The 26,109-nt window shown below is 37.6% G+C and carries 24 protein-coding genes and 1 tRNA gene; 6 read left to right on the top strand and 19 right to left on the bottom strand.

Annotated features, from left to right (window positions below; translation table 11 throughout):
- Positions 1–88: 88 nt before the first annotated feature.
- The 11 genes from O1449_RS05035 to O1449_RS04985 all read right to left on the bottom strand — a co-directional run bounded on the left by O1449_RS05035 (position 89) and on the right by O1449_RS04985 (position 10,421).
- Positions 89–706 carry an acyltransferase gene (locus O1449_RS05035; RefSeq protein ID WP_269239345.1) on the bottom strand — a complete coding sequence of 206 codons (618 nt, stop codon included), beginning with the start codon at positions 704–706 and terminating at the stop codon, positions 89–91.
- Positions 696–1,298, bottom strand: coding sequence for an IMPACT family protein (locus O1449_RS05030; RefSeq protein ID WP_269239344.1), 603 nt, complete (start codon positions 1,296–1,298; stop codon positions 696–698). Before O1449_RS05030 ends, O1449_RS05035 begins: the two co-directional genes overlap by 11 nt.
- An 89-nt stretch (positions 1,299–1,387) precedes the next feature.
- Positions 1,388–2,578 (bottom strand): HlyD family type I secretion periplasmic adaptor subunit, encoded by a 1,191-nt coding sequence (locus tag O1449_RS05025; RefSeq protein WP_269239343.1) that lies wholly within the window; start codon positions 2,576–2,578, stop codon positions 1,388–1,390.
- A complete protein-coding gene (locus tag O1449_RS05020; RefSeq protein WP_269239342.1) occupies positions 2,575–4,716 on the bottom strand; it encodes a type I secretion system permease/ATPase in 2,142 nt (713 codons plus the stop codon). Before O1449_RS05020 ends, O1449_RS05025 begins: the two co-directional genes overlap by 4 nt.
- A complete protein-coding gene (locus O1449_RS05015; RefSeq protein ID WP_269239341.1) occupies positions 4,713–6,248 on the bottom strand; it encodes a TolC family protein in 1,536 nt (511 codons plus the stop codon). Before O1449_RS05015 ends, O1449_RS05020 begins: the two co-directional genes overlap by 4 nt.
- 297 nt (positions 6,249–6,545) lie before the next feature.
- Complete coding sequence (gene lptB, locus O1449_RS05010; RefSeq protein ID WP_004663024.1) at positions 6,546–7,292, bottom strand: LPS export ABC transporter ATP-binding protein; 747 nt, start codon at positions 7,290–7,292, stop codon at positions 6,546–6,548.
- Positions 7,292–7,840, bottom strand: a complete 549-nt coding sequence (gene lptA / locus O1449_RS05005; protein ID WP_269239340.1) for a lipopolysaccharide transport periplasmic protein LptA — start codon at positions 7,838–7,840, stop codon at positions 7,292–7,294. The genes lptB and lptA overlap by 1 nt, the downstream gene beginning before the upstream one ends.
- Complete coding sequence (gene lptC / locus O1449_RS05000; protein ID WP_005217281.1) at positions 7,824–8,372, bottom strand: LPS export ABC transporter periplasmic protein LptC; 549 nt, start codon at positions 8,370–8,372, stop codon at positions 7,824–7,826. Before lptC ends, lptA begins: the two co-directional genes overlap by 17 nt.
- A 39-nt stretch (positions 8,373–8,411) precedes the next feature.
- The gene (locus tag O1449_RS04995) at positions 8,412–8,951 is read right to left on the bottom strand and encodes a KdsC family phosphatase (RefSeq protein WP_046739681.1); all 540 of its coding nucleotides are present in this window, start codon (positions 8,949–8,951) and stop codon (positions 8,412–8,414) included.
- 3 nt (positions 8,952–8,954) lie between these two features.
- A complete protein-coding gene (locus tag O1449_RS04990; RefSeq protein WP_269239339.1) occupies positions 8,955–9,932 on the bottom strand; it encodes a KpsF/GutQ family sugar-phosphate isomerase in 978 nt (325 codons plus the stop codon).
- A 147-nt stretch (positions 9,933–10,079) separates the two neighbouring features.
- Positions 10,080–10,421, bottom strand: coding sequence for a DUF6896 domain-containing protein (locus O1449_RS04985; RefSeq protein WP_269228332.1), 342 nt, complete (start codon positions 10,419–10,421; stop codon positions 10,080–10,082).
- Between the two features lie 225 nt (positions 10,422–10,646).
- Here O1449_RS04985 and cysS point away from each other — a divergent pair, with 225 nt between their 5' ends.
- The 3 genes from cysS (at position 10,647) to O1449_RS04970 (ending at position 12,905) form a co-directional block, all read left to right on the top strand.
- Complete coding sequence (gene cysS / locus O1449_RS04980; protein WP_269239338.1) at positions 10,647–12,068, top strand: cysteine--tRNA ligase; 1,422 nt, start codon at positions 10,647–10,649, stop codon at positions 12,066–12,068.
- 62 nt (positions 12,069–12,130) lie between these two features.
- A tRNA-Gly gene (locus tag O1449_RS04975) sits at positions 12,131–12,206 on the top strand.
- Between the two features lie 225 nt (positions 12,207–12,431).
- Positions 12,432–12,905: a copper resistance protein NlpE gene (locus O1449_RS04970; RefSeq protein ID WP_269239337.1), complete on the top strand. Its 474-nt coding sequence runs from the start codon at positions 12,432–12,434 to the stop codon at positions 12,903–12,905.
- Between the two features lie 95 nt (positions 12,906–13,000).
- Here O1449_RS04970 and O1449_RS04965 read toward each other — a convergent pair whose 3' ends face one another.
- Complete coding sequence (locus O1449_RS04965) at positions 13,001–14,605, bottom strand: isocitrate lyase (RefSeq protein ID WP_269239336.1); 1,605 nt, start codon at positions 14,603–14,605, stop codon at positions 13,001–13,003.
- Positions 14,606–15,139: 534 nt separating this feature from the next.
- On the opposite strand from O1449_RS04965, the gene O1449_RS04960 reads away from it, so the two are divergent.
- Both O1449_RS04960 and O1449_RS04955 read left to right on the top strand, forming a co-directional pair.
- Positions 15,140–16,129: a LysR family transcriptional regulator gene (locus O1449_RS04960; protein WP_004663040.1), complete on the top strand. Its 990-nt coding sequence runs from the start codon at positions 15,140–15,142 to the stop codon at positions 16,127–16,129.
- Positions 16,130–16,274: 145 nt separating this feature from the next.
- Positions 16,275–17,603, top strand: coding sequence for a hemolysin family protein (locus tag O1449_RS04955; protein WP_269228335.1), 1,329 nt, complete (start codon positions 16,275–16,277; stop codon positions 17,601–17,603).
- A 33-nt stretch (positions 17,604–17,636) separates the two neighbouring features.
- Here the strand turns inward: O1449_RS04955 and O1449_RS04950 are convergent, their stop codons facing one another.
- The 5 genes from O1449_RS04950 to O1449_RS04930 all read right to left on the bottom strand — a co-directional run bounded on the left by O1449_RS04950 (position 17,637) and on the right by O1449_RS04930 (position 23,039).
- Positions 17,637–17,900 carry a ribosomal protein L7/L12 gene (locus O1449_RS04950; protein WP_004663044.1) on the bottom strand — a complete coding sequence of 88 codons (264 nt, stop codon included), beginning with the start codon at positions 17,898–17,900 and terminating at the stop codon, positions 17,637–17,639.
- Positions 17,901–17,952: 52 nt separating this feature from the next.
- On the bottom strand, positions 17,953–18,468 hold the full coding sequence (locus O1449_RS04945) for a hypothetical protein (RefSeq protein WP_004663047.1): 516 nt from the start codon (positions 18,466–18,468) through the stop codon (positions 17,953–17,955).
- A 199-nt stretch (positions 18,469–18,667) separates the two neighbouring features.
- Entirely contained in the window at positions 18,668–20,281 is a 1,614-nt protein-coding gene (cysN, locus tag O1449_RS04940; RefSeq protein ID WP_269239335.1) for a sulfate adenylyltransferase subunit CysN, read from the bottom strand.
- A gap of 83 nt (positions 20,282–20,364) precedes the next feature.
- Positions 20,365–21,273, bottom strand: coding sequence for a sulfate adenylyltransferase subunit CysD (cysD, locus tag O1449_RS04935; protein WP_004663051.1), 909 nt, complete (start codon positions 21,271–21,273; stop codon positions 20,365–20,367).
- A gap of 320 nt (positions 21,274–21,593) precedes the next feature.
- Complete coding sequence (locus tag O1449_RS04930; protein WP_269239334.1) at positions 21,594–23,039, bottom strand: capsule assembly Wzi family protein; 1,446 nt, start codon at positions 23,037–23,039, stop codon at positions 21,594–21,596.
- 168 nt (positions 23,040–23,207) lie between these two features.
- Between O1449_RS04930 and O1449_RS04925 the strand changes: the two genes are divergently transcribed.
- Complete coding sequence (locus O1449_RS04925) at positions 23,208–23,705, top strand: DUF2059 domain-containing protein (RefSeq protein ID WP_442865311.1); 498 nt, start codon at positions 23,208–23,210, stop codon at positions 23,703–23,705.
- Positions 23,706–23,769: 64 nt separating this feature from the next.
- Here O1449_RS04925 and lysS read toward each other — a convergent pair whose 3' ends face one another.
- Both lysS and O1449_RS04915 read right to left on the bottom strand, forming a co-directional pair.
- Positions 23,770–25,296, bottom strand: a complete 1,527-nt coding sequence (gene lysS, locus O1449_RS04920) for a lysine--tRNA ligase (RefSeq protein ID WP_269239332.1) — start codon at positions 25,294–25,296, stop codon at positions 23,770–23,772.
- Positions 25,297–25,457: 161 nt separating this feature from the next.
- Positions 25,458–25,895, bottom strand: coding sequence for an SRPBCC family protein (locus O1449_RS04915; RefSeq protein WP_269228342.1), 438 nt, complete (start codon positions 25,893–25,895; stop codon positions 25,458–25,460).
- Between the last annotated feature and the right edge of the window lie 214 nt (positions 25,896–26,109).

The following is a 26,109-nucleotide window of genomic DNA, read 5'->3' as shown; positions in this document are numbered from 1 at the left end:
TAGGTCTTCTACTTATTTTTAACTTATCACAGATCAAAGTATGGTGGGTTAAATTTATGTATAGAATCTCATGAGCTTTTAATTGATTTTATTCAGTACGATAACGAATCAATCTAGCTGGATTACCTGCCACAATTGCAAAATCTTCTATATTTTTAGTGACCATACTATTCATCCCCACAACCACATGATGCCCGATTTTCACGCCATCTTTTATTCCAACATGAGCACCTAGCCATACATCTCGCCCAATCTCAATTCCTTTGGAGGTAACAGCTTGTTGGTATATTGGTCGGTCTAAATCCATTCCATGATCAAATGCATATAAATGACTATATGCTGCTATTCGAACCTGATCATGCAACTTAATCCCTGCTCGACCACCATCTAAAATAGAATGATGATTAATCGCGACTTCGTTACCAATCTCTAAAGGTCCATGTAAAGTACAATCAGCTGCAATGAAGGTATTATCTCCAATGCTGATCTTGCGACCGCGCTCAGCAAAAATATGTGCTAAAGGTGAAATGAAACAATTTTTACCGATTTCTATAGTTTCCATTTCCATCAAATACGCTTGATATTCAGCCTGCCATACATCTGCCCACTCTCGATGTTTAGGCTTAAGTGACCAGTACAACCAAGGCATATAATTCAAACGATGCTTGTGCTGTTCTCGATATTTTAATAAAGGATCAGTCGTCATGCTCTTGTTCCTCAATCACTTTCAGTGATTCACGCCCACGTGTCACATCTTGAAGCTTGTTTCTTAAAGGTTCAATTTGATGTACTTGTAATCGTGCTTCAATAAGAACACCTGTTTCAGTGTAACTTTCTTGATATTCAATTTGTTGTTGCATCAACTCATATTGAATAATTGCCCATTCATTAAATAGACAGGCAAATTGAATCTTTTTTTTCTCAATCAATTCGATTTTTTCAGCGAGCAATAAACACTGACCTGCACATCCACCATACGCTCTAACCAAACCACCTGTACCGAGCTTAACACCCCCATACCAACGATTGACTAATACGATGATATTAGTTAGATCATTGCCTTCAATGGTTGCAAGAATGGGGCGACCTGCGGTGCCAGAAGGTTCGCCATCGTCATTAAACCGGACATGATGTCCAATTTTCCATGCCCAACATTGATGTGTAGTTGAAATATCTTTGGTGTGTTCTAGAAAATTTTTAACTTGCTGCTCATTCTCAACAACTGCGGCAATCGCTTGGAAACGACTTTTTTTAATGTCTTCTTCAAAAGTAACTGTATTTGCGATAGTGAAAGGCATAAAACATAAATACAAACTAAAAAGAGATTATAACTTTTCACACGACAATAAAAAACCTCGCTTTAAGCGAGGTTTAGGTTTAATCAGAATCAACGTTCTCGTAAAGCTTCTTTTGCTTTATTAAATGGTTTTAATAAATAATCCATCACTGTTTTTTCACCAGTACGAATATCAACCGTAGCAACCATGCCTGGCGTAATACCAAAGGTTTTTCCTGCTTTATTTTTGAGCTTATCAGAATCTGTGCGAATGTAGACACGATAATAAAATTGATCCTGCTTCACTTCATCACGAATCGTATCTGGTGAAATCACTGTCACTTTACCTTTTAAACCACCATAAATTGAATAATCATAAGCTGTGATTTTTACCAATGCTTCTTGTCCGGGACGAATAAATGCAATATCTCTTGGAGAAATACGTGCCTCAATTAATAGCTTATCTTCCAATGGGACAATCGTCATTAATTTACCATTTTGAGGGATGACCCCGCCCAAAGTCGTAACATCAATTTCTTTTACAATTCCTCGAACTGGGGCTTTAAAAACCGAACGTTGTAAACTATCACTGCGTCCCATAACCACTTGTTGTTGTGTTTGAGTATCCGTATTCGCTTTAGACAACTCTTCTCTTGCCTTAACGTAATACTGATTACGGGTATCGTTCATTTTATTTTGTAAATCATTCGCTTCACGTTTTAATCTTAGTACTTCCACTTCGCTTGCTGCGCCTTTAGCAACTAACGGTTCTGTCATGATCAATTCTTGTTGCACAAGCTTAAGTGCTTGTTGAAAACCAGCTAAAGACTGTTCCAAATTTTCACGTCGAGAGTAATAAAGTGCTGTTTCTTCCCTAACCAATTTTGGTTCTTTTAAAACTTCTTCAGGAAAAACCAAAGGTGTTCCATTTACTTCTGCACGCAACCGAGCTGCTGTCGCTTGAGATGAAACAAGAAGTGATTTGGATTCACCAACATTCGAAGCAAAACGTGTTGGATCAAGTTGAGCTAAAACCTCCCCCTTTTGCACAATATCCCCTTCTTGAACATCCAATCTCGTTAAGATACCCCCTTCAAGTGATTGAACGATCTGCTCTTTAGAAGATGGAATGACTTTACCTGTTCCTGTTGAAACTTCTTCTAAATTAAACAACCACGCCCAAATTAGAAGTACAAGTAAACCGATTCCTACAACCCATATAACAAAGCTAGAACGCGGTAAACTTGGTTCTTTATAGGTAACATTCATGGGACGGCTATTGGCTTGTTCTAGTTCACTCATGAATTATCCCCTTGCTTAACTTGTTTTTGTTGTAAAGTAGATTGGTTTAATACTTGTTCACGAGGTCCATCCATCACCACTTTGCCATCATTCATGACAATAATACGATCAACCAATTCTAAAACAGCACGGCGATGAGTCGCCACCACCAAAGTTCGGTGAGAAAGCCAACCTTTTAAATGATCAATCAATTGTTTCTCAGCAACATCATCAATTGCAGCTGTAGGTTCATCTAAAAGTAAAATATTAGGTTGACGAATAAGCAACCGTGCTAATAATAATGCCTGTCGTTGTCCTCCAGAAAACCCAACGCCTCCCTCTAAAACTAAATGATCTAAACCCTCTTTTTTCTCTTGTACAAAGCTTAAAGCGCCCGTAACTTTTAAGGCTTTTAAAATATCTTCATCACGTGCCAACGGCGCACCAAGCGTTAAATTCTCACGAATAGTTCCATAGAATAAATGCGCATTTTGGTTCAATAATCCCATATCCCGACGCACATCAGCAGGATCAATTAAACTAATATCCAAGCCATCTAAATGAACTGAGCCATTGGTAGGAAACTGCATCGCCGAGAGAATTTGCAGTAATGTCGACTTACCAGCTCCATTACGTCCTAAAATCGCAATTTTTTCACCCGCTTTAATTTTTAATTGGCGAATTGCTAAGCTGGGTCTTGGGTCTTCTTCAGTATATTGGAACATTACATTTTTAAGTTCATACTCACCGTTTAAAACTTCTTTATGTACTAAATGAGCTTGATCAGCTTGATCTACAGGTTTTTGCATGAGTTCGTCTAGGCTTTTTTTCGCAACTTTGGCTTGTTGTAACCGTCCTAAAATGCCCGTAATTTGAGAAATAGGTGCCAACATGCGTGATGATAAAATTGAACAAGCAACAAGAGCACCTGTAGTCATTTCACCATCCATCACCGCAAAACATCCTACCAAAATTACTGCGGCATAAGTCAAACCTTGAATTTTTTGAGTCCATGCCGTTAGAACGCCAACAATTTTACGTTGCTGCATACTAATATCTGCGGAAACCTCATTCATATGATTCCACTGATTTTGAAATCGAGATTCTGCGCGTAATAATTTAATATCTTCAATACCTTGAACTGCTTCAACCAAAATTGCATTGCGGATAGAAGATTCACGCATCCCTTCTTGTGCAAGTTGCGCTAATTTTTTTTGTACAAAAATACCAGGTAAGATCATCAATGGGACAACAATTAGCATCACCCAGAATAAATTACCGCCAATAATTGCAAAGATCACGAGGAATAAAAAGAAGAATGGTAAATCAGCAATTGCACCCATCGTTGTAGATGTCACAAGATCACGAACACCTTCAAGTTCCCTAATTTGTGAAATAAACGTACCTGTAGACTTAGAGCGCTCACTATTTTTTATTCTTAAAGCATGACCAAATACCCGATCTGAAACACGTAAATCTGCACGTTTCCCAATAATATCAGACAAATAAACACGCGAAACACGAAGTACAAATTCAAAAATTGCAGCAATAAATACCCCACCTGCAAGCACCCAAAGTGTGGGGATGGATTGCGATGGAACAACTCGATCATAGACTTGCATAGAGAAAATGATGGTGGCTAATGCCAGAATATTAGCCATAAGAGAGGCAAACATTATATCGATATAACGCTTCCAATCTTGTAATACAATTGACCAAAACCAACTTGCTTCATAAGGCTTAATGTATTCATCGATACGTGCATCTGGTACTGATTTTTCTGGTCGAAGGATATAAACACCTTTGACAATATGTTTAAGTACTCCAACAGCAAATTTTTGCGATAACCCTTGATCACCACTTAATTGAACACTAACGTTACCCTCTGTATCAGCCTTATCAATAACACCAACTTGACCATCATTCAGTTCAACAATCACGGGCAAACGCCATGGATTGAACACATCATCGCTAAATTTAACTTTTCGTAAGTTAAGTCCAACCTGCCGACTCATTAATAATAAGATTTCATCTAAATTCTGGTTCTGATTCCAATCCAGTTGTAAACGAATTCTCTCTTCTGATGGTTCTATACGATAATGCTTTGCAATTGTCAATACCGCTTGTAACCAAGGCTGATAATTTATTTTAGTCATCATGGCTGAACTTCAAATCCCTGAATTTGTATATTATTTAAGTCGTAGGCTTGACGCGAACGTCCTGTGGTCGCTATATATTGCGCAATACTGCTATAAATATCGTAACGTGCACTTTCTAACTCAGAATTTGCGCCGTGAATTGCCTGTTCAGCATTTAATAAATCTACAAGTGATCGTGTACCTAATTTATATTGTTCTTGATAAAGTTCTTTTGTTCTCACGGTTGTCGCTTGACGACTTATGAGAACTTGCATTTGTCTTTGTTTATTTTCAATTTGTTCTCGACTCGTCCGAATCTGGTCAAGTACTTGTAGATAGACTGCATTTACTTGAGCTTTAGCAGCCTCTTCGGCAAAGCTAGCCGCTTTAATTTGTGAGGATGTTGCGCCACCTTGATAAAATTGACTGGTCGCTTCCAACATAATGGCACTATCGAAACCTCCCTCTTTATCATTATTTGGGTTTCGGCCATGTAAAGCCTGACTCAATTCACCTTTCACAGATAATGTAGGATATCGACTTAATTGTGTTTGCTGTTTCTGCGAACGAGCAACGTCAATTCCTGCTTGCGCAGCAATCATTTGAGGAATGATGTTAAATTGTGGAGCTGAATATAAGTCTGACTGTTGAACCAAATCATCTGGAATCGCCCATTGCACGTTATTTACATCAAACCCAAGTAAAGTATTTAAATGCTGTTGGTATTGGGCAAGTAAAGATTGCTGCGCAATTAAAGCAGACTGAGCAGACTGTAAATAAGACTGTGCTTGTACTGGGTCCGCTTGGCTGCTAATTCCTGCATTTGCTCTTAAATTTGCCATTTCTTGAATCCGTCGAATTCCAGAAATTTGTTGATTCGCAATCTGAATAAGCTTCTGATAACGTTGTATATTAATTATCGTTTGAGCGACATCTAATGAAATATCATCAATTTTAATAAGCACTTTTGCTTGTTCTAATGAAAGTTTTGCCTGTTCCGTGTTGACACCTGATTTCACTTTTCCAAAGTCAAAAAGCATTTGTGTCGCATTTAATGCAAGGATCTGTTGTCCACGAGCTGCTTTTTTTGTTAAATCACCAGTGTTAATGCCCCCAGTAATCTGTGGATAGTAGCCAGCTTTTGCAACATCAATATTTGCATTTTGTGCTGCTAAAGTCGCGAGTGTTTGGGAAATTTCTGGATTTCTCTGTACCACTACTTTTACCGCATCTTTTAAAACTTTCAGCTGGCTTTGCCATAAAGCACTTGGAACTGTATCAATCGCATGACTAGCACCAACTACAGGTAATTCAACGTTAGAAGGATTAAACGAAAAATTGCTTAGTCTCTGCATATTCGCAATTTTAAAGTCTTCATTACTTTTTGGTGCAAACAGCTGCGACAAATTATTTTTTAAAGTATGGTACTGTTCACTGGGTGTCTCAGCATGCGTAATCGGTACCGATAAAAGTGCTATAGAAAATAGCCACTTAATATCTCCATATATTTTCCATGTTCTACTATTGACGTTTATATCTTTCTTTATGCTCATATTCTTTTCATATTATTATCGTTTAAAAGCACAATCATTCTACTCACTTTTTCCAACAAAAAACTATGCTCTTTCAGCTAATTCGGACACACTTAAGTGTTTGTTTTTTGTAAAATAGTTTCGTAATAATGCGCAAACAACAGCATAAAATAAAAAGTAAAAATTAATTAAAAATCAATCATCTAAAAATTAAAACCTTTTAGTTTTAAATGCATTAATCACGTATCTATTTATTATTCATAATAATTTTAGATAAAAAAAAGAACCATAAATGGTTCTCTTTTGATTTAATTTGATTCAAACAACGAAGTCATCGCCTAGGTAGACTTTACGTACTTGCTCATTATCTAAAATTTCTTGCGGAGTTCCTTCTGCTATCACAGAACCTTCACTGACAATATAAGCTTTTTCACAAATTGCTAAGGTTTCTCGTACATTATGATCAGTAATTAAAACACCAATTCCTCGACTCTTTAATGTTTGGATAATATCTTTAATATCACCTACAGAAATTGGATCGACGCCTGCAAAGGGTTCATCTAATAGCATAAATTTTGGGTCAGCAGCCAAGGCACGAGCAATTTCAGCACGACGACGTTCACCACCAGATACACTCATTCCTAACGAGTCTTTAATATGATTAATTTTAAAATCATTCAATAATTCAGTTAAACGTTGCTGTCTTTGTTGTTTATTTAGGTCTTTACGCGTTTCCAAAATTGCCATGATATTTTCAGAAATTGTGAGCTTTCTAAAAATTGATGCTTCTTGTGGTAAGTATCCAATACCTTTACGTGCCCGCTCATGCATCGCTAGATCAGATAAATCTAAATTATCTAAATGGATTTCACCCTTATCCATACGAACAAGTCCAACAACCATATAGAAGCTTGTAGTTTTACCTGCACCATTTGGTCCAAGTAAACCGACAATTTGACCGCTTTGCATCGTAAATGAAACATCTTTTACCACCCAACGTTTACTATAGTTTTTAGCTAGGTGTTTAATACATAAAGTTTGTGATTGCTGTACTGATTGATCCATTAATCACGCGCCCCTGGAGAACTCTTAGAACTTGATGGCGGAATAATAATTTGAACTCGATTTGATGAAGAACCTTGTGCCTCTACATCACCTTTGTTCATACTATATTTCAAACTATTACCACGAATACTAGAACCATCTTGATACAGATATGCCTTACCAGTCAAAGTAATAATTCCTGTATCGGCATTATAAACAATGGTCTGCGCTTCACCACGCGCTAAACCTTTTTTAGCATCTATTTGCTGCTGAAATTTTGCCAACTGACCTTTAGCTGTAATCGTTTGTATTTCTTTTTTGCTATTCAATGTCGCAATAATAGAATCAGCCTGAAGCTTCATCGTGCCTTGCTCGATCACTACATTACCCGTATAGGTTGTTACACCTGTTTTATCATTATAGGTTGCACGATCAGCAACCAATGATAACTGTTGGCTGCGGTCTGATGGCAAAGCAAAACTTGAAGCCGAAGAAAATACTACAGCGGCAATACAAGTGGCTTGTTTTAGGAAAGTGAAACGAAATTTAGAATTAAGAGCTTGGCGCATACTTTCCTCGAATTTTATAGAATTCATATTGACCATTATTCAAATTTGCCTTTAAACCTTGACTAACAAACTCAGAACTTGGCGTTTGTACAGTGACTGAGTGTTGTGTCTCTAATTCTCTGGTTTTTGGATATCCTGTGAGTTCATTAGTATGAAACTCCATTTTCCCCTGATCAGACAATTTAGTTGCAACGACATTGCCTTGTAATATGATCTTTGTATTATCGTCATAGCCTTGTGCTTGTTTTGCATAAAACGTTGCATCAGCCTTACCCTGCTTGTACATCACGGCATTTAATTGATCAAGTTGGGATGTTTTCTGCTGCATATTTTGCTGCAACTGTTTCACCTCAGCTCGAATGTATAAATTACCCTGCTCATCAGTCTGTGTTAAGTGAACACCCTGCGCTGAATAAGTCATATTTTTCGCTGAATCAACATCCAACTTTTTTGCTTTGCCGCTGTAATAATAATAGCCACCACTTAAAGCAGCAATCAAAACAGCAACAACATATAAAACCTTGGTATCCATAAACAGAGTTACCTGACCTTTGGGTAATTCACGCTACTATTAATGTGGTACAGCTAAATATTTTGCAAGTAGCTCTTGGTAAACGCCTTTTGAAAATAAGAGCATATCGCATACTTCTCGAACTGCGCCACGTCCACCCATCGCTTGAGTGACTAAATTTGCACGACGACGAACTTCTTCATGCCCATTGGGAACAGTAATACTCATGCCAGCAATCGCAAATGCAGATAAATCAGGCCAGTCATCGCCCATATATAAACAATCTTCAGGTAAAATATTTAACTGAGCACATGCTTCACGTAATGCCACACCTTTATCTTCTCGCCCTTGAAAAATAAGATCAACGCCTAAATCTGTCATTCTTTTTTCAACAATATTGCTCTTACGTCCAGTGATAATAATCACTTTCATTCCTGCTTGTTGAACCAATTTCATACCTAAACCATCACGAATATCAAATGATTTAAGTTCATCACCTGAATTTGTTAAGGTTACAAAGCCATCGCTTAAGATTCCATCCACATCAAGCACTAATGCTTGTAAATGACGTGCTTGTTCTTGTAAAGCATAAGATGCCATGGCTTAATTTACTCCTGCCTGAATAAGGTCATGCATACTAATCACACCAATCACTTTATTGGTATGATCAACAACTACAAATTGATTAATCTTTCTCTCATGCATTTTTTCCAATGCTTCCACCGCACGGGCTTCTTGAGAAATAGTGAGTGGATTTTTGGTCATAACTTCAGCAACTGGGAGATTTACATCAAAACCTTGTTGATGATCAATCATTCGACGTAAATCACCATCAGTAAAAATACCTAATAAAATATCGTTCTCATCAACAACCGTGGTAAGACCCAAACGTTTATCTGAGATTTCATATAACACCTTATTCATCGGTGTATTGGGTTTAACTTTGGGTAGTTCAACACCTGTATGCATCAAATGTTTTACATGAAGAAGTAAGCGTTTACCTAATGCTCCCGCAGGATGAGAACGGGCAAAATCATCGGCAGTAAAACCACGTGCTTCCAACAATGCGACGGCTAATGCATCGCCTAACACAAGTGTTGCAGTCGTACTAGACGTTGGTGCTAAACCGAGAGGACAAGCCTCATCCGCCTCACCTAATGTCAATGCAACATCCGCATTCTGTGGCATTGGTCCTTTATCATCACGACTGATGGTAATTAATGGTACGCCTAGATACTTGATTAAGGGCATGAGCATCATGATTTCATCACTCTTGCCAGAGTTTGAAATGGCAATCAAAACATCACCACGCACCAACATACCCAAATCACCATGCCCCGCTTCACCTGGATGCATAAAAAATGATGGTGTCCCAGTTGATGCAAATGTAGCTGCCATTTTCCGACCAATATGACCTGATTTGCCCATACCTGTCACAACAACACGCCCTTTACACTGCAACAAAATTTGGCAGGCAAGATTAAAACTTTCATTAATTTGTCTCGCAAGAACCTCTAAGGCTTGTTGCTCGATTCGTAGGGTCTCTAATGCGCTTTTTTGAAAATTTATGGCTTGTGACATATGAGTTTGACCCAGAATAATACGCTATCCACCTGAAGGTAGATGATTTTAATCAAAAGAATGATGCTGATTCTAGCATAATTGAAAAATATGCACGTTTCTAAATGTAGTAGTTTTCATCGAAAATGAAGAGAGATTGAACTTATGTTAATTGCTAGAATCTACTAAGTAATAAAGCATATACCCTGAATAGACTAAACGACCTGCTTTCACTTCATCTTCAAAACATTGCTTTAAAGCAGCTTCGCTAGAAAATCCATATTCAAATAATCTTGAATCAGCAAAATCAAGCAATCTCCATAAATCAAAACCATTGATCTGCCCCTGCTCTCCAAAATCAAAATCTACGGCACCTCTAGGTAATTTAACCTTACAGCCAAAACCATGTTTAAAATATGGAATACCTCCTATCAATTTACCAAGTTGAGGGATATCCATACATGCCCATTCAATATTTGTAATAGGTTGCTTTATACCAGATTCTTGCATAAGAGCTAGAACCTCACATACTGCACTTTGATAAGCAAGAATGAGACATCTGAGATTGCTATGCATCATAAACTCAAGAGTAAAAAATCATAATATGCCATATTGCTAAAAAATAGGCATTTATAAAGGCAATCACTCCTCCATTTTTTTCACCTGATAACTTTATGAAATACAATGCATACGTTATGATGAATCACGATTTTTGTAGAGTGTTTGAAAACCCTTATGCAACCTTTTGTTCTATATAATTCTGAGCAACGTAAAAAAGTTGAATTTGTCCCACGTCAAGAAGGTCAAATCGATATGTATGTCTGTGGTATGACCGTTTACGATTACTGTCATATCGGACACGCTCGAGTTATGGTTGCATTTGATTACATCATACGCTTCTTACGCAGCCAAGGCTGGAAAGTTCGCTATATTCGTAACATTACTGACATTGATGACAAAATTATTGCGCGTGCCAATGAGAATGGTGAAAGCATCCAACAACTCACAGCACGTTTTATTGATGCAATGAATCAAGATGCGGCTAACTTAGGCTGTGCTGAACCTGATGAAGCGCCTAAAGCAACTGAATATATTGATCAAATGCAAAACATGATCAATACACTGGTTGATAAAGGCGCTGCATACCCCGCTGCCAATGGCGACGTCTATTTTGAAGTGACTAAATTTGATAAATATGGTCGCTTATCTGGTCGTAAATTGGATGATATGCAGGCTGGCGCTTCAGAGCGTGTTGATGTCGAAGTAGACAAGAAACACCCCTTTGACTTTGTTCTTTGGAAACATGCCAAAGAAAATGAACCTGCATGGGCTTCACCATGGGGCAATGGTCGCCCAGGTTGGCATATTGAATGCTCTGCAATGTCAACTTGCTGCCTTGGCAATCATTTCGACATTCATGGTGGTGGTTCAGATCTCATGTTCCCCCACCATGAAAATGAAATTGCACAAAGTGAAGCATCAACAGGTGAACAATATGTAAATTATTGGATGCATGTTGGTTTCATCAATGTTGATGGCGAGAAAATGTCTAAATCTTTAGGCAACTTCTTTACCATTCGCGATGTCATGGAAAAATTCCATCCCGAAGTGATTCGTTACTTTATTGTCTCATCACATTATCGTAGCCCTGTCAATTTCTCTGATGTTGCATTAAAAGAAGCAAAGACTACATTAAGTCGTTTTTATCATTCATTTAAAGCTTATCAGCAAGTTTATGGTCAAAAAACAGTTGAAACTTTAGCGCAAGAGCTTGTTGAACGCTTCAACAGTGCAATGCGTGATGACTTTAATACTGCGGAAGCAATCGCAGTACTATTTGAAATCAATAAAGAATTAAATCGTGCGGTTAAAGAAGAACAGGCTGAACAAGCAACTATTCTTTATTCAACGCTACGTTATTTGACGAACATTCTTGGTCTAGTGCAACATGATGTTGAAGATTTTTTAAAGTCTGATATTGGTCAAGAAGCGCTTAATCTCTCTGATACAGAAATTGAAGATTTTATTCAACAACGTGTTGATGCGAAAAAGGCTAAAGATTTTGCAAAAGCTGATAGCATTCGTCAGTCTTTACTCGATCAAGGTGTTGTTTTAGAAGATACGCGCCAAGGTACAATTTGGCGACGTGCTGATTAATTCAACACTCAGTAACATCGAGAGTTGACAGTTGAATGAAACTCTCTATAATGCGTCCTATTGCGGGAATAGCTCAGTTGGTAGAGCATAACCTTGCCAAGGTTGGGGTCGCGAGTTCGAGTCTCGTTTCCCGCTCCAAAATTTAAAAAGCCTTTATCTAACGATAAAGGCTTTTTTATATTTAAAATTTACTGTTTTCTAAAATTTTAATACTTTGCAATAAGTAGGTTAAATAATAAATTTAAATTCTGCCATTTATAGATTTACCAAAGGTTAAATAACTCTTACATACTGTCACTACCCTTTCTCCTTAAAATCCCATAGTTTAAATAACAATATTTTCAAAAAAGAGTTTAATACCAAATGAAAAAGTCAATTATTGCAATTTCTTTAGCTTCTCTTGTATTAGTCGCTTGTAGTAAAACTGAAAATAAAAAAGTTGAAGAGCAAACACCAGCTACAACTGAAGCTGTATCAGAAGCAACTGTAGCTGATACTGCACATACTGCTGAAAATGCATTAGATTGGAATGGCACATATAAAGGCATACTGCCTTGTGCAGATTGTGAAGGTATTAAAACCGAATTAGAACTTAATTCAGATAAAACTTATGAGATTAAAGAAACGTATCTTGGTAAGGGTGATGGCAAACCATTTGAAAGCAAGGGTAGTTTCAAATTCGATAGCAAAAATTCATCTATTATTGAATTAGATAAAGCTGGTGATAGCCGTAAATATTTTGTTGCTGAGGGTTATTTAAAAGCATTAGATATGGATGGTAAAGAAATTACTGGTGATTTGGCTGATAAATATCAACTCAAAAAAGAAGCTGAATAATCTTTTTTAAATTTTAAATGCTCGCTGTTGCGGGCATTTTTATGATTAAAATAAAAAACCCTGCTTACGCAGGGTTTTTTTGAATCATTCGAGGCTTAGTGAGCAGCGAATTGGTTCATTGTGTTTTTAGCATCATCGTGCGCTTTAAGAGCGTTGTCACCAGAGAAGATTTCTTTGTGATCATCACCGATGTCAGAACCCGCCATTGCTTGGTGTTTAACACAAGCGATACCACCACGGATTTCTTTACGTTGTACGCCAGCAACATAAGCCAACATACCTTCAGAACCGAAGTAACCTTGTGCAAGCTCATGAGTAGAAAGAGCAGCAGTGTGGTAAGTAGGAAGTGTGATCAAGTGATGGAACACACCCGCTTCACGAGAAGCATCAGCTTGGAATGTACGTACTTTCTCATCAGCATCAGCAGCTAATTCAGTTGCATCGTACTCAGCGCTCATTAATTTAGCACGGTCGTAAGCAGAAACGTCTTTACCTTCAGCAATCCAACGGTCGTAAGCTTGTTGACGGAAGTTTAACGTCCAGTTGAATGATGGGCTGTTGTTATAAACAAGCTTAGCATTTGGAACTGTTTCACGTACACGGTTAACCATGTGAGCGATTTCTTCAACGTTTGGAGTCGCAGTTTCGATCCAAAGAAGGTCAGCACCATTTTGAAGGCTAGATACACAGTCAAGTACAACACGGTCAATTTGAGTGTCAGCACGGAACTGATATAAACCAGAAGCTAAACGCTTAGGACGGTGTAATTTACCATTACGTTTGATCAAGATTTCATCTTCTTGAGCATCAGCAATGTCAATTTCAGTTGTTTCTAAGTAGCTGATGTATTGAGAAGCGATGTCGCCTGGCTCTTTAACCACTGGGATTTTTTGAGTCAAGTCAGCGCCTTCAGAGTCAGTACGCGCAACGATGATACCGTCATCAAGACCCATTTCTAAGAATGCATAACGTAATGCATGGATTTTAGCGATGAAGTCTTCGTGCGGAACAGTTACTTTACCAGCTTGGTGACCACATTGTTTCGCATCAGATACTTGGTTTTCGATTTGAAGCGCACAAGCACCAGCTTCGATCATTTTCTTAGCAAGTAAGTAAGTCGCTTCTTCGTTACCGAAACCAGCGTCGATGTCAGCAATAATTGGCACAACGTGAGTTTGGAAACCATCGATTTGAGCAGTGATTTCAGCAGCTTTAGCAGTGTCACCAGCTTCTTGAGCTTTTTTAAGCGCACGGAATAAATCGTTTAGTTCTTTCGCGTCAGCTTGACGTAAGAAAGTATAGATTTCTTCAATTAATGCAGGAACAGAAGTTTTTTCGTGCATAGATTGGTCAGGAAGTGGACCAAATTCTGAACGAAGTGCAGCAACCATCCAACCAGAAAGGTAGATATAGCGACGTTCAGTAGTACCGAAGTATTTTTTGTTCGCAATCATTTTTTGTTGAGCGATGAAACCGTGCCAGCAACCTAATGATTGAGTATATTTGCTAGAGTCAGCATCATAAGCAGCCATATCACGACGCATAATCGCAGCTGTATATTTAGCAATATCTAAACCAGTTTTGAAACGGTTTTGCATTTGCATACGAGCAGCATCTTCTGGGCTAATATCGCGCCAAGTGTCGCCGAATTTTGCTTTTAATTCGCGGATTGCATCAATCGCTGTTAAATATGTAGACATGATATATTCCTTTAGAGGGATTGGCATCGAATGATCGCAAAAAACCATGCTTTTATAGTCTAGATTTTAAGCACTTCATCAACATGTTGCACAGCTTAGTCTGTGCAAACAGATTAATCCAATATTCTTGGTTAATTTTCAGTATTTATTTATGAAATATACAGATAAAACGATATAGAATATTCAAAATAACAATCCAAGACTTTGATATATAAATATTTTTAAAAATAAAATTCATCATAAATTATTCATTAAACAATCTAACTCGTATTATTTCTATACATTTAAAACAACTATCCAATACCAAAGCATATGAATGAATAACTCGAATAAATGCAGAAATGGCTATAGTGTTTTATATATTGAATATAATTTCCTCATGATAATGAATCTGTTACGAGCTTATTCAAATTTAATAAGACCAAACCATTCAACTATTTGCTATACCTTTTATCTCGTTTTAAGTTACACAAACGGCTTTAGTTATGTCATAATTCATCACAATTCAAAAATTTTATTTTCGGTATTTTTTTTATGAATCTGGAGCGGGTTGATCTCAATTTATTAATTTATCTTGATGTACTTCTTCGTGAAAAAAATGTCACACGTGCTGCAGAACAACTGGGTGTCACTCAACCCGCAATGAGTAATATTTTACGTCGCTTACGTAATTTATTTAACGACCCTCTACTCATTCGTTCTTCTGAAGGAATGACACCAACTGAGCGTGCGCTCGAATTACAACCACGTATTCGTGATGCATTATCAGATTTGTCGATGATTCTCGAACCACGCACCGAATTTAGACCTTATACCAGTACGCGCGTTTTTCGCATAATGACTTCCGATTATGCTGAAGCAACGCTTGTACCGCGTCTTGTAAAAGCACTTCGCTCTGAAGCGCCAAATGTTGTACTGGACTTCTTAACCCCAAGTGATGTTTCTTATCGAGATATGGAGCAAGGCAAAGTTGATCTAGCCATTAACCGCTTCAATGAAATCCCACAAAGCTTCCATCAAGTTTTGGTATGGCGCGATAGTTTTAGCTGTATTTTAAATGATAAGCACCCTGCTGTAACCCATCTCAACCTTAAAAGCTATTTAGATGCTCAACATATTTGGGTTTCTAAAACAGGTATGGGCGTTGGCTTTGGTGTAAATCCAGATAAACAAGCAGGACTTGGTTGGATTGACCAAGCTTTGGAACGAATTGGTCAACGTCGTAAGATTTCAGTTTTTACTCGCCACTATCAAATGCCTGCACTGTTAGCGCAGAATGTTGATCTGATTGCAACATTGCCAACACGTATGGCACGTTTGCAAGCACAAAATCCTCGTCTTCTTATTAAAGACCCTCCTTTTTACATTCCAGAATTTGAGCTTAAAATGGCTTGGTGTCCATTACTACACCATCATCCTGCACATCGTTGGTTAAGACAACTTATCCTCTTTGTTGCACGCCAAATGATTGAAGAAGAAAATCGTGAGTTTCTTTTAAATAATTCACAATTTTCACAATACTAAAATATTGCTTTGTAACAATATGATTTCCTCTACGGATATTCTTGTTTCATAAGCAAAATTGTTATACTGAGGTAATACCCAATTACCTCTCTTCTTTTTTTATGTTACAACATATTCATAATAAACGATGAACCACAGGTGATGTGTGAGTCTCTTCCAAAATATTATTATCATTATTCTGCTCATAACTGCGGCAGGTTTTCTCTCGCTCACTGAAATTGCACTTGCTGGTGCTCGAAAAGTTAAATTAAAAATTTTGGCTGAATCTGGTGAAATTCGAGCACAAAAAGTTTTAGATTTACAGGAACAGTCTGCGGACTTTTTTGCAGCCTCACAAATCGGTTTAAATGCTGTTGCTATCTTAGGCGGTATTTTAGGTGAAGCAGCTTTTCGCCCATTTTTTGTAGAAATGCTTAAACAGTTTTATGTGGGGCCTTGGCTAGAAACGATTGGTTTTGCTTTATCCTTCACCTTAGTAACTTCCCTTTTTATTTTGTTTGCGGATCTAATGCCAAAACGTTTGGCAATGATTGCTCCAGAAAAAATTTCTATTCGTGTTATTGAGCCGATTCAAGTTTTTATCAAAATTTGTAAGCCTTTAGCTTGGGGAATCAATGCAATTGCAAACTTGTTGTTCCGATTATTTAAAGTAAATACCATTCGTGATGACAATATTACGTTTGATGATATTTCTGCTGTCATGGATGCAGGAGCTCAAGCTGGCGTTTTGCAAAAACAGGAGCACCACTTCATTGAAAATGTTTTTGAACTTGAAGAAAGAACCGTTCCTTCAAGCATGACCACGCGTGAAAATGTTGTTTATTTCACACTTAAAGAAAATGAAAGTAGTATTCGCCAAAAACTCGCTGAATATCCTTATTCAAAATTTTTAGTCTGTAATGAGCATATTGATCAAGTCATTGGTTATGTCGATACCAAAGATATTTTAGTCCGTATCTTAAATAATCAATCTCTACTTCAACTCAATGAATCTACAATCCGCACCGTCTTAATCATTCCTGACACCTTAACTTTATCCGAAGTACTTGATCGTTTTCGCTCTACCAAAGAAAAGTTTGCAGTCGTTATTAACGAATATGCTCTAGTTGTTGGAGTGATTACTTTAAGCGACATTATGATTACAGTGATGGGTGATTGGGTAACACCAATGGAAGAAGATCAACAAATTATTAAGCGTGATAACCACTCATGGCTGATTGATGGTAGCACCCCAATTGAAGATGTGAAACATGTCTTAGAAATTGAAGAATTTCCAGAAAATGAAAATTATGAAACAATCGCGGGTTTCATCATGTATCGTCTACGCAAAATCCCTCGCCCTGCCGATGCGGTAGAATATGCGGGTTTTAAGTTTGAAGTAGTTGATATTGACCATTATAAAATCGATCAATTACTGGTCACTCAAATTATTCCCAGCTTAGAAAATGAGCCGCCGTCAACAACAACTGAATAACTCATAAAAATTAAGCCCTTTGAAGGGCTTAATTTATCTGGTCAAAAACCAAACTAAAATCACCAATATGATGAAAATCAAAATAAAGATTTGGATTCCGCCACGACTGCGTTGGGCTAACTGTTCCTGAATTAGCGCTTGCTCTTGTGGATGCTCTTTTAAATATCGTTCGACCAAGTCTTTGGATTCTTTCAACCCAAGACCTGTTTTCTCACGAGTAATTTTGATTGCATCTATCAACTGACCTGCTCTTAAAGCATCTAGAGCCTCACGTGGCATCTCTATATTCAAACTCATAAATTTAACATCCTTGTTATTTATAATAATTTATTTTGATTTCGTAGAAAATTTAATTTCCACCATATAGTGAAATTAATTGATCTAATGTAGCTTGATAATGAATTGCAATGTCTTCTGACAGGATTTTATATGCATTATCGAACTGAACCATTGGCCATCCTTCTTTCCAAAATGGAAAGATGTTATGTAGATCGTGAGTCACTATTGAATCTTCACGCACAATTGCTTGAGCAACTTGAGACAGAACTTGAGCTGTTTCAGCCCCATCAATCGCAAGATAATCAATACCTCGCACTTTTAAAATACGAATACGATCTTTTTTATAACGAATTTTTTTAGCTTGTCCAGAATTTAAACCTAATGCAAGTGTTACGGCTTCTACAAATTTATCTTCAAAACTTGTATTCAGTGCAACCAAAGCTTGCTTGTGCGCTTCTTGACGCCCCGCCTTACCCCCATTACGGATGATTTCGTTCGCTTCTGCATCAAGCTTATCTTTTTTCATAGACTGTAAAATGTCTAAAATTTCGATATCGCTTAAATATTCAGGAGTTTGCTCAGTCATGGGAGTCCTTAGACAATAATTCAAAGAACTATTGTCTCATAAAAGACATTTCAAAACAGAATAAAAAAATATCAGCCCAATATATTTATCACTATTTTTAAATTAAATCGAAGAATCAAGAACCTTCAAACATATAAATCTCGAATTTATAAAATAAAAAAGCCTGCATAAGCAGGCTTTTAGAAGTCAGTCCAAGCTATTAAAGACGAACTAACTCCACGATTTTTTCAGCAGCTTCTTCAGCAGTATCAGCTGTCAAACTTGTATCCGTACCCTCAACAATAGTGGTAATCACAACCACACCTGTTTCACGTAACAATGCAATTTGCTCAGCAGTTAGACCTGCTTTGGCAATTGCAACAACACCTTGTTGAATCAACAAACTTTCTAAAGCTTGTGCATTCTCGATTAACTGCGCAGAAACACCAATCACAGCAGGTTTCTGACCTAAGCGAGCAGCACGATCTTCCGCTGTCACAGGATTACTATGCGCAGTCCATTCTACTGCGGCTTCAATCATCCCTGCACCAACAGTAACATTGCTTAAGCGGTCAATAAAGATCAACGAACCTGTATAACGGCTATCTTGATATTGGTCAAATACCACTGGAGCATCAAACTCAATCACAAGATCTGCAATCGCATTTAACTCAATTTCTTCAACTTGAGTATGTTCAAGTGTATTTACGTTGACACGGTAATTGATCGCACTGACTTTTGCAGGAACAGTTTGAGTACCGATTTTAAGGTTATACAATTTACCTTTCACTAAAGGATGTTCATTCATCCATACAACAGATGCACGAACACTACGCGAAATAAGAGGTTGTTCACCTGCACGAACCAAAACATTACCACGTGAAATATCAATTTCATCATTTAACGTTAAAGTAACCGCTTGACCTGCAATTGCTTGTTCAAGATTCCCATCAAAGGTCACAATTTCTTTAACCGTTGATTTTTTACCTGAAGGTAAGGCAACGATTTCATCACCAACGTTGATTTCACCAAGCGCAATCGTACCCGCAAAACCACGGAAATCAAGGTTTGGACGATTTACATACTGAACAGGGAAACGGAATTCATTTTTATTTGATTCGCGTTTAATTTCCACCGATTCAAGAATGCTCATCAAGGTTTGACCCTTGTACCACGGCGTACTTGCAGATGGATTAACGACGTTATCGCCATTCAATGCCGAAATCGGAACGAATAAAATATTCTCTGGACGACGTTCACCAAGTTGGCTTAAGAATGCATCATATTCAACTTGAATTTCATTAAAACGTGCTTCAGAAAACTCAACCAAGTCCATTTTATTAATCGCAACAACGATATTCTTGATACCGAGTAAGCTTGCAATAAAAGTATGACGACGAGTTTGTGTTTGTACGCCATAACGCGCATCAATCAAAATGATGGCAAGATCAGCCGTTGATGCACCTGTTGCCATGTTACGGGTATATTGTTCGTGTCCTGGTGTATCTGCAATGATGAACTTACGTTTTTCAGTTGAGAAATAACGATAAGCTACATCAATCGTAATCCCCTGTTCACGTTCAGCTTGTAAACCATCAACAAGTAAAGCAAGATCAGGCGCATCACCAGTCGTTCCTACTTTTTTACTATCACGTGTTACCGCTTGTAATTGATCTTCATAGATCAACTTTGAATCATAAAGTAAACGACCAATTAGCGTTGACTTACCATCATCGACGTTACCGCAAGTCAAGAAGCGCAAAAGGTCTTTATTTTCGTGCTGTTTTAAATATGCCAAAATATCTTGGCTAATAAGATCTGATTGATGAGACATTGCTCAAAACTCCACAAAATTTGAAATCGAATTTTGTAATTTCACTAAATCCCTCTTTTAAAAGAGGGACTTGCTTAAGAAAATTAGAAATAACCTTCCTGCTTTTTCTTTTCCATTGAGCCAGCTTCATCATGGTCAATCATACGACCTTGACGCTCTGAACTGGTAGCCAAAAGCATTTCTTGGATAATTTCAGGCAATGTATCCGCCTCAGACTCAACTGCACCAGTTAATGGGTAACAACCAAGTGTACGGAAACGTACCGATTTCATTTGAGGAACTTCACCCTCCTTTAAACGCATACGCTCATCATCGACCATGATTAACGTACCGCTACGCTCTACAACTGGGCGTACAGCTGAAAAGTAAAGAGGAACAAGTTGAATATTTTCTAAATAGATATACTGCCAAATATCTAACTCAGTCCAGTTAGATAGAGGGAAAACACGAATGCTTTCACCTTTGTTCACTTTACCATTGTAAAGATTCCAAAGTTCTGGACGTTGGTTTTTTGGATCCCAACGATGCTTCGTATCACGGAATGAATAAACACGTTCTTTCGCACGGGATTTTTCCTCATCACGGCGCGCACCACCAAACGCAGCATCAAACTGATATTTATCTAATGCTTGTTTTAAACCCTGAGTTTTCATGATATCGGTATATTTTGAACTACCATGATCAAATGGGTTAATCCCTGCATCGCGACCTTCTTTATTTTGATGTACGATTAAATCAAAGCCATGAGTTTTTGCCATGTTGTCACGGAATGTGATCATGTCTTTAAACTTCCAACCTGTATCTACATGCAGGAGTGGAAAAGGAAGTTTAGCAGGATAAAATGCTTTCAAGGCAAGATGTAACATGACTGCTGAATCTTTACCAATTGAATAAAGCATCACTGGATTTTCAAATTCAGCTGCAACTTCACGAATAATATGAATACTTTCTGCCTCAAGTTGCTTGAGGTGCGTTAATCTATTTTCAGTCATGTACATATCCCCACTTATCAATGTGACCCATAAAATCTATAAGTGGTATTAAACCACCACTTGGAAGACCGTGTGGAGGAACGAGTATCATAACAACTCCAATTTTTCGTGATATCGATATTCTTACTAGTGGACAAATGAGCAATCTAGTAAAGTTTATCCATTATAATAATTTAGAACGGCTTCTTTAGCTTGTTTTTTCATATCAATATGCAAAATTGTGATATGCATAGCAACAAAACAGAAGATCACGACTTTAAAACACCTAAAATACGGTCAAAAAAAGAAGCCATTGTCGGCTTCTTTTTTACTCAAACTTGTTAGAAACGGAACATATTCTTTTCTAATGGAATTTCTACACCGACTGAAAGACCACCATCACGACCATTGAGATCCGAGTCACTCACCCAACCATTCACTTTTAACGGAATTGTTGGTTTTAAATAATGTGTCCATGTTAAATCTAAACCTTTTAAGGTATCTTGTTTTGGAAAGGCCTCATTAATTAACAAGTTAGATTCATTCACTTTGGCATAAAGTACACGTCCACTTAGACGATTCATCACATCAAAACGAATATCGCCACCAATAGAATATGTCTGCCCATCACCACCAATTGCATGTCCTAATGGGAAACCGTGCTGGTAATAGCCGTCTTTATAAATAGTATGGGCATAAGAAATACGTCTTACCTCGCCATTGGTACGCGTGTCAGCCCATTCTGCATATAATTGATATGGCATATCTTTATAAATTGAAGAAAAATCTGCACCACCGAGGTACATATATTTTGCAGGTAATCCACCGGCTTCATCTTCACCAACAAACTGACCATACAAACTGACTGGAACGTTCAATAAAGTTTGTAAAAATAGCCGACCATCAAATCCTGCAATTTGATTAGATGGATCGGCTTTGCCCGTCCCACCATTATCTTTTGTTCCTGTAAAGGCATCCCACAGTGAGCTTAAACTCTCAGATCGACCATCACCGCCCCATTGAATAGCACGGGAAGCTCCGATTTCTAATGCTGGAAATGGATGAGCTGTTAAACGCAAACCAATGAGTTTCGCATCAGGGACTGCTTTGTAGTCATCTAATTGACCCGCAAAAGCTTGATACTGCCAAGGTCCAATCCATGATAACCATTTTGATTCAAATGCATTTTGATTTGCTCTTTGAACAGTCACCCCATAAACAGGACGACTAGCATCACCACGGATCAAACTTCCATCATGTCCAGGCCCCCAATAAGTAGGGATTTGACCAGCAACGACCCATTGATTCCACAATTTACCTGCAATATAAGAGCCTTCAACATTGGCATCATGACCATTATCAATTAAAGGATCTTTCTCAGCATTGATCCGTAGCTTGGCATCCCAATTCTCAGCGCCTGCATTAAATTCGACCGATACCTGATATTGTGATTTTTGATTATCAGCAAATGTTTGAGGAATTGTTTTAATATCTGTGTCTGCATGCAAACCAAGTTTTACTGTTTCATTATCAGTCTGGAGTGCATTTAGTACAGAATTGATCACTTTTTGCTGTGTATTATTACTGACCTTTGCTTGAGATAAAGCATGTTGAATTTCGTCACTACTCAACGGCCAAGTTGAAGTGCTGATTTGTATAACACCTTGCTGATTTAACCAATTTAAGTCAGTGCGTAAGTTTGCATCATTCAATACAAGCCCTTGTGCAAAAGTAGTAGCTGAAATAGCCGAAAATAATGCGATATAAAGTGTTTTTTTTACAAACATACCCTAACTGTTCTCAAATTTATTCATTAGCACATCATCGTTTTTTTATGCACGTTTTTCAATCATCAATCCAAACAATTACACTTATTAACATCCAATAAGAAATTGACAATAAAAGAGATGACTGAGTACCATCTAGGCTTTCTATAGCAACATTGAAACTAGATAATGAGAAAGTTTATTCTAAGCCTTATAATCGGCACAGTGATTTCCATGCCTACTTTTGCTCAACAGGCATCAAAAGAGTCAGTAAAAGAGCTATTAAAAGTCACTAAATCTGAACAGTTAATCGATCAATCAAGCCAATATGTCCACCAAATTATGGCTTCAAGTATTGAACAAGCCACTCAAGGACAAGAACTCAATGCTAAACAAAAGAAAGCCATTGATAATTTTAATCAAGACATTGCAAACATTGTAAAACAGGATTTTACTTGGGCTAAATTAGAGCCTGAAATGATTCAACTCTATGTTGAAGAATTTACCCAAGAAGAAATCAACGGCATGCTTGAATTTTATAAAACACCTGTTGGTCAATCGACAATTAATAAATTACCTATTGTAATGCAAAAAAGTCTGAAAATTGGTCAGCAACAAATGGGTGAGTTAACACCTAAAATCATGCAAGCCGCTGAAAAACTCGCAAAAGAACTGCAAACAAAATAACCCATAAATTACAGATAAAAAAATAGCCACAAATCAGATGTGGCTATTTTTATTTAACTTAAAATTAATCTTTACGACGCATGTGTGGGAACAATAATACATCACGAATACTTGGTGCGTTGGCAAATAGCATGACTAAACGATCAATACCAATCCCTTGACCTGCTGTAGGCGGTAAACCATATTCTAATGCTTCAATAAAGTCTGCATCATAATGCATCGCTTCATCATCACCTGCGTCTTTTTCCTCAACCTGTGCTTGGAAACGTTCCGCTTGATCAATCGGGTCATTTAACTCAGAGAAACCATTGGCTAATTCACGACCGCCAATAAAGAACTCAAAACGATCTGTAATATGAGGATTATCATCATTACGGCGCGCAAGTGGTGAAGTTTCAGCAGGGTATTCTGTAATGAATGTCGGCTGACGTAGTTTCGTTTCTACAGTTTCTTCGAAGACAATCGTCTGCAACTTACCTAAACCGAAACCTGGCTTCACTTTTTCTTTCAACACTTCTTGAGTAAATTTAGCTAAGAACTCACGATCATTCACATTTTCAGGTGTGAAGTCAGGATTATGTTCAAGAATAGCATCAAACATTGAAATTTTCTTGAATGGCCCTTTGAAGCTATACACTTCATCACCATAGGGCAAATCGGTAGAACCTAAAATGTCGATCGCCAATTTCTCGAGCATGTTTTCAGTCAATGCCATCAAGTCTTTATAATCAGCATAAGCTTGATAAAACTCGATCATAGTAAATTCAGGGTTATGACGTGTTGACACCCCTTCATTACGGAAATTACGGTTAATTTCAAACACACGCTCAAAACCACCTACTACAAGGCGCTTTAAATAGAGCTCTGGCGCGATACGCAAATAGAGTTCCATATCTAAAGCATTATGATGCGTTACAAATGGTCTAGCCGATGCACCACCCGGAATGATATGCATCATTGGCGTTTCAACTTCTATGAAACGTTCATTGGTCAAGAATGCACGAATACCTGCAACCACTTTGGCACGAATTTCAAAGGTTTTACGTGTTTCTTCGTTGACGATCAAATCTAAATAACGCTTGCGATATTTCGCTTCAGTATCCGTTAAACCGTGGAATTTATCTGGAAGCGGACGAAGTGATTTGGTTAATAATTCAAAACCTTCAAGGTGTACATATAGGTCACCTTTGCCAGAACGTCCGATATAACCTTCAGCAGCAATAATATCGCCAAGGTCTAAGCTTTTAATCGTTTCTAAAACGTCTGCTGCTAAACCTTTACGATCCACATACAGTTGGATACGACCTGTCATATCTTGGATCACAATAAATGACCCACGGTTCAACATGACACGACCCGCGACTTTTACATAAACTTTTTCAGCACCTTCGATTTGTGCTTTATCTTGATCTTTAAATTGTTCTTGTAAGTCACCCGTATAGTGCTCACGTTTAAACGTATTCGGCCAAGGACTCTTACCTGTTTGTTTGGCAGTCTCTTGGATTTGCTTTAATTTGGCATGACGCTGTGCGATTAAATCGTTTTCGGAAAGTGTTTGTTCAGAAGTCGATTGAGCGTTTTGCTGCGTCATCTCTGCCTCGATCTAAGTAAAATTGAAGTGGCATAGGATAGCAGATCACAGCCCATTTTCGCATCATTTCAGTACCACAAAGGCGAAAAAAGCAAAGATTTATCCATTTCCAAGCAAAAATAGTACGCCGATCTTGCAATAAATGTACGGCAAAAGTGATTTTATTGCTCGGCGAGTTGTTTAACCAAAGCTAACCCTTTTTCAAATCCTTGATTCATCATTTCAATATATTCGGGTTGAATATCCACTTCTACATAGAGTTGAGTAACGTCATCCAAATCAAATAACATGTACTTTTCTAATGCACCTGCCCAAGATTTTACATCTTCACTTTCAGTATCTTCCTCTCCATCTTGAATCATCCCGATATGTTTAAAAATAATCACATTAGGTTCATCTAAACGTTCGATTGTTGAAATCATGCCATTTCCCTTATCATCATAGAAATAGGTTTTACCGCCTACTTTCCATTCTGATTGCATGGTCGAGTTGCAAGAAAAAAATTGCGTCCACGCTTGATAAGTTTCTTTTTGCCATAAAATCTCCCAAACTTTTTGTTTAGAAGCATGAATTTCAATTTCATAAGATAAGGTCTGCATTTTTGTTTTCTCCATAATTTTGGTGTTATTTTTGATCTTTTAATTTTAAATGGTTATTTTTCACCCACTCTGTATTTATACTTTTACTGTTTTTAAAATGCTATAAGCATATACATATCTACAAAAATTAGAGTAATTGCTCAAATAACAAGACTTTCAGAACAAATTGCCATTCCACTTTCTACATAAATGATTAAACTCTTGCATTTGCTTT

This window comes from Acinetobacter sp. TR3 (assembly GCF_027105055.1).
Taxonomy (GTDB): domain Bacteria; phylum Pseudomonadota; class Gammaproteobacteria; order Pseudomonadales; family Moraxellaceae; genus Acinetobacter.
The sequence above is the reverse complement of the archived record's forward strand: the minus strand, read 5'-3'. Positions and strand labels throughout refer to the sequence as shown.

Excerpts from the sequence above, each read along its gene's own strand:
- O1449_RS05035 (WP_269239345.1), bottom strand. The coding sequence starts at position 706 with ATGACGACTGATCCTTTATTAAAATATCGAGAACAGCACAAGCATCGT.
- O1449_RS04915 (WP_269228342.1), bottom strand. The coding sequence starts at position 25,895 with ATGCAGACCTTATCTTATGAAATTGAAATTCATGCTTCTAAACAAAAA.
- lptA (WP_269239340.1), bottom strand. The coding sequence starts at position 7,840 with ATGCGCCAAGCTCTTAATTCTAAATTTCGTTTCACTTTCCTAAAACAA.
- O1449_RS05020 (WP_269239342.1), bottom strand. The coding sequence starts at position 4,716 with ATGATGACTAAAATAAATTATCAGCCTTGGTTACAAGCGGTATTGACA.
- O1449_RS04965 (WP_269239336.1), bottom strand. The coding sequence starts at position 14,605 with ATGTCTACATATTTAACAGCGATTGATGCAATCCGCGAATTAAAAGCA.
- O1449_RS04990 (WP_269239339.1), bottom strand. The coding sequence starts at position 9,932 with ATGTCACAAGCCATAAATTTTCAAAAAAGCGCATTAGAGACCCTACGA.
- O1449_RS04995 (WP_046739681.1), bottom strand. The coding sequence starts at position 8,951 with ATGGCATCTTATGCTTTACAAGAACAAGCACGTCATTTACAAGCATTA.
- O1449_RS05030 (WP_269239344.1), bottom strand. The coding sequence starts at position 1,298 with ATGCCTTTCACTATCGCAAATACAGTTACTTTTGAAGAAGACATTAAA.
- O1449_RS04930 (WP_269239334.1), bottom strand. The coding sequence starts at position 23,039 with ATGTTTGTAAAAAAAACACTTTATATCGCATTATTTTCGGCTATTTCA.
- lptB (WP_004663024.1), bottom strand. The coding sequence starts at position 7,292 with ATGGATCAATCAGTACAGCAATCACAAACTTTATGTATTAAACACCTA.
- lptC (WP_005217281.1), bottom strand. The coding sequence starts at position 8,372 with ATGGATACCAAGGTTTTATATGTTGTTGCTGTTTTGATTGCTGCTTTA.
- cysS (WP_269239338.1), top strand. The coding sequence starts at position 10,647 with ATGCAACCTTTTGTTCTATATAATTCTGAGCAACGTAAAAAAGTTGAA.
- O1449_RS04945 (WP_004663047.1), bottom strand. The coding sequence starts at position 18,468 with ATGACTGAGCAAACTCCTGAATATTTAAGCGATATCGAAATTTTAGAC.
- cysD (WP_004663051.1), bottom strand. The coding sequence starts at position 21,273 with ATGACTGAAAATAGATTAACGCACCTCAAGCAACTTGAGGCAGAAAGT.
- O1449_RS04950 (WP_004663044.1), bottom strand. The coding sequence starts at position 17,900 with ATGAGTTTGAATATAGAGATGCCACGTGAGGCTCTAGATGCTTTAAGA.
- cysN (WP_269239335.1), bottom strand. The coding sequence starts at position 20,281 with ATGTCTCATCAATCAGATCTTATTAGCCAAGATATTTTGGCATATTTA.
- O1449_RS04925 (WP_442865311.1), top strand. The coding sequence starts at position 23,208 with ATGAGAAAGTTTATTCTAAGCCTTATAATCGGCACAGTGATTTCCATG.
- O1449_RS04970 (WP_269239337.1), top strand. The coding sequence starts at position 12,432 with ATGAAAAAGTCAATTATTGCAATTTCTTTAGCTTCTCTTGTATTAGTC.
- O1449_RS04985 (WP_269228332.1), bottom strand. The coding sequence starts at position 10,421 with ATGCAAGAATCTGGTATAAAGCAACCTATTACAAATATTGAATGGGCA.
- O1449_RS04960 (WP_004663040.1), top strand. The coding sequence starts at position 15,140 with ATGAATCTGGAGCGGGTTGATCTCAATTTATTAATTTATCTTGATGTA.
- O1449_RS05015 (WP_269239341.1), bottom strand. The coding sequence starts at position 6,248 with ATGAGCATAAAGAAAGATATAAACGTCAATAGTAGAACATGGAAAATA.
- lysS (WP_269239332.1), bottom strand. The coding sequence starts at position 25,296 with ATGACGCAGCAAAACGCTCAATCGACTTCTGAACAAACACTTTCCGAA.
- O1449_RS05025 (WP_269239343.1), bottom strand. The coding sequence starts at position 2,578 with ATGAGTGAACTAGAACAAGCCAATAGCCGTCCCATGAATGTTACCTAT.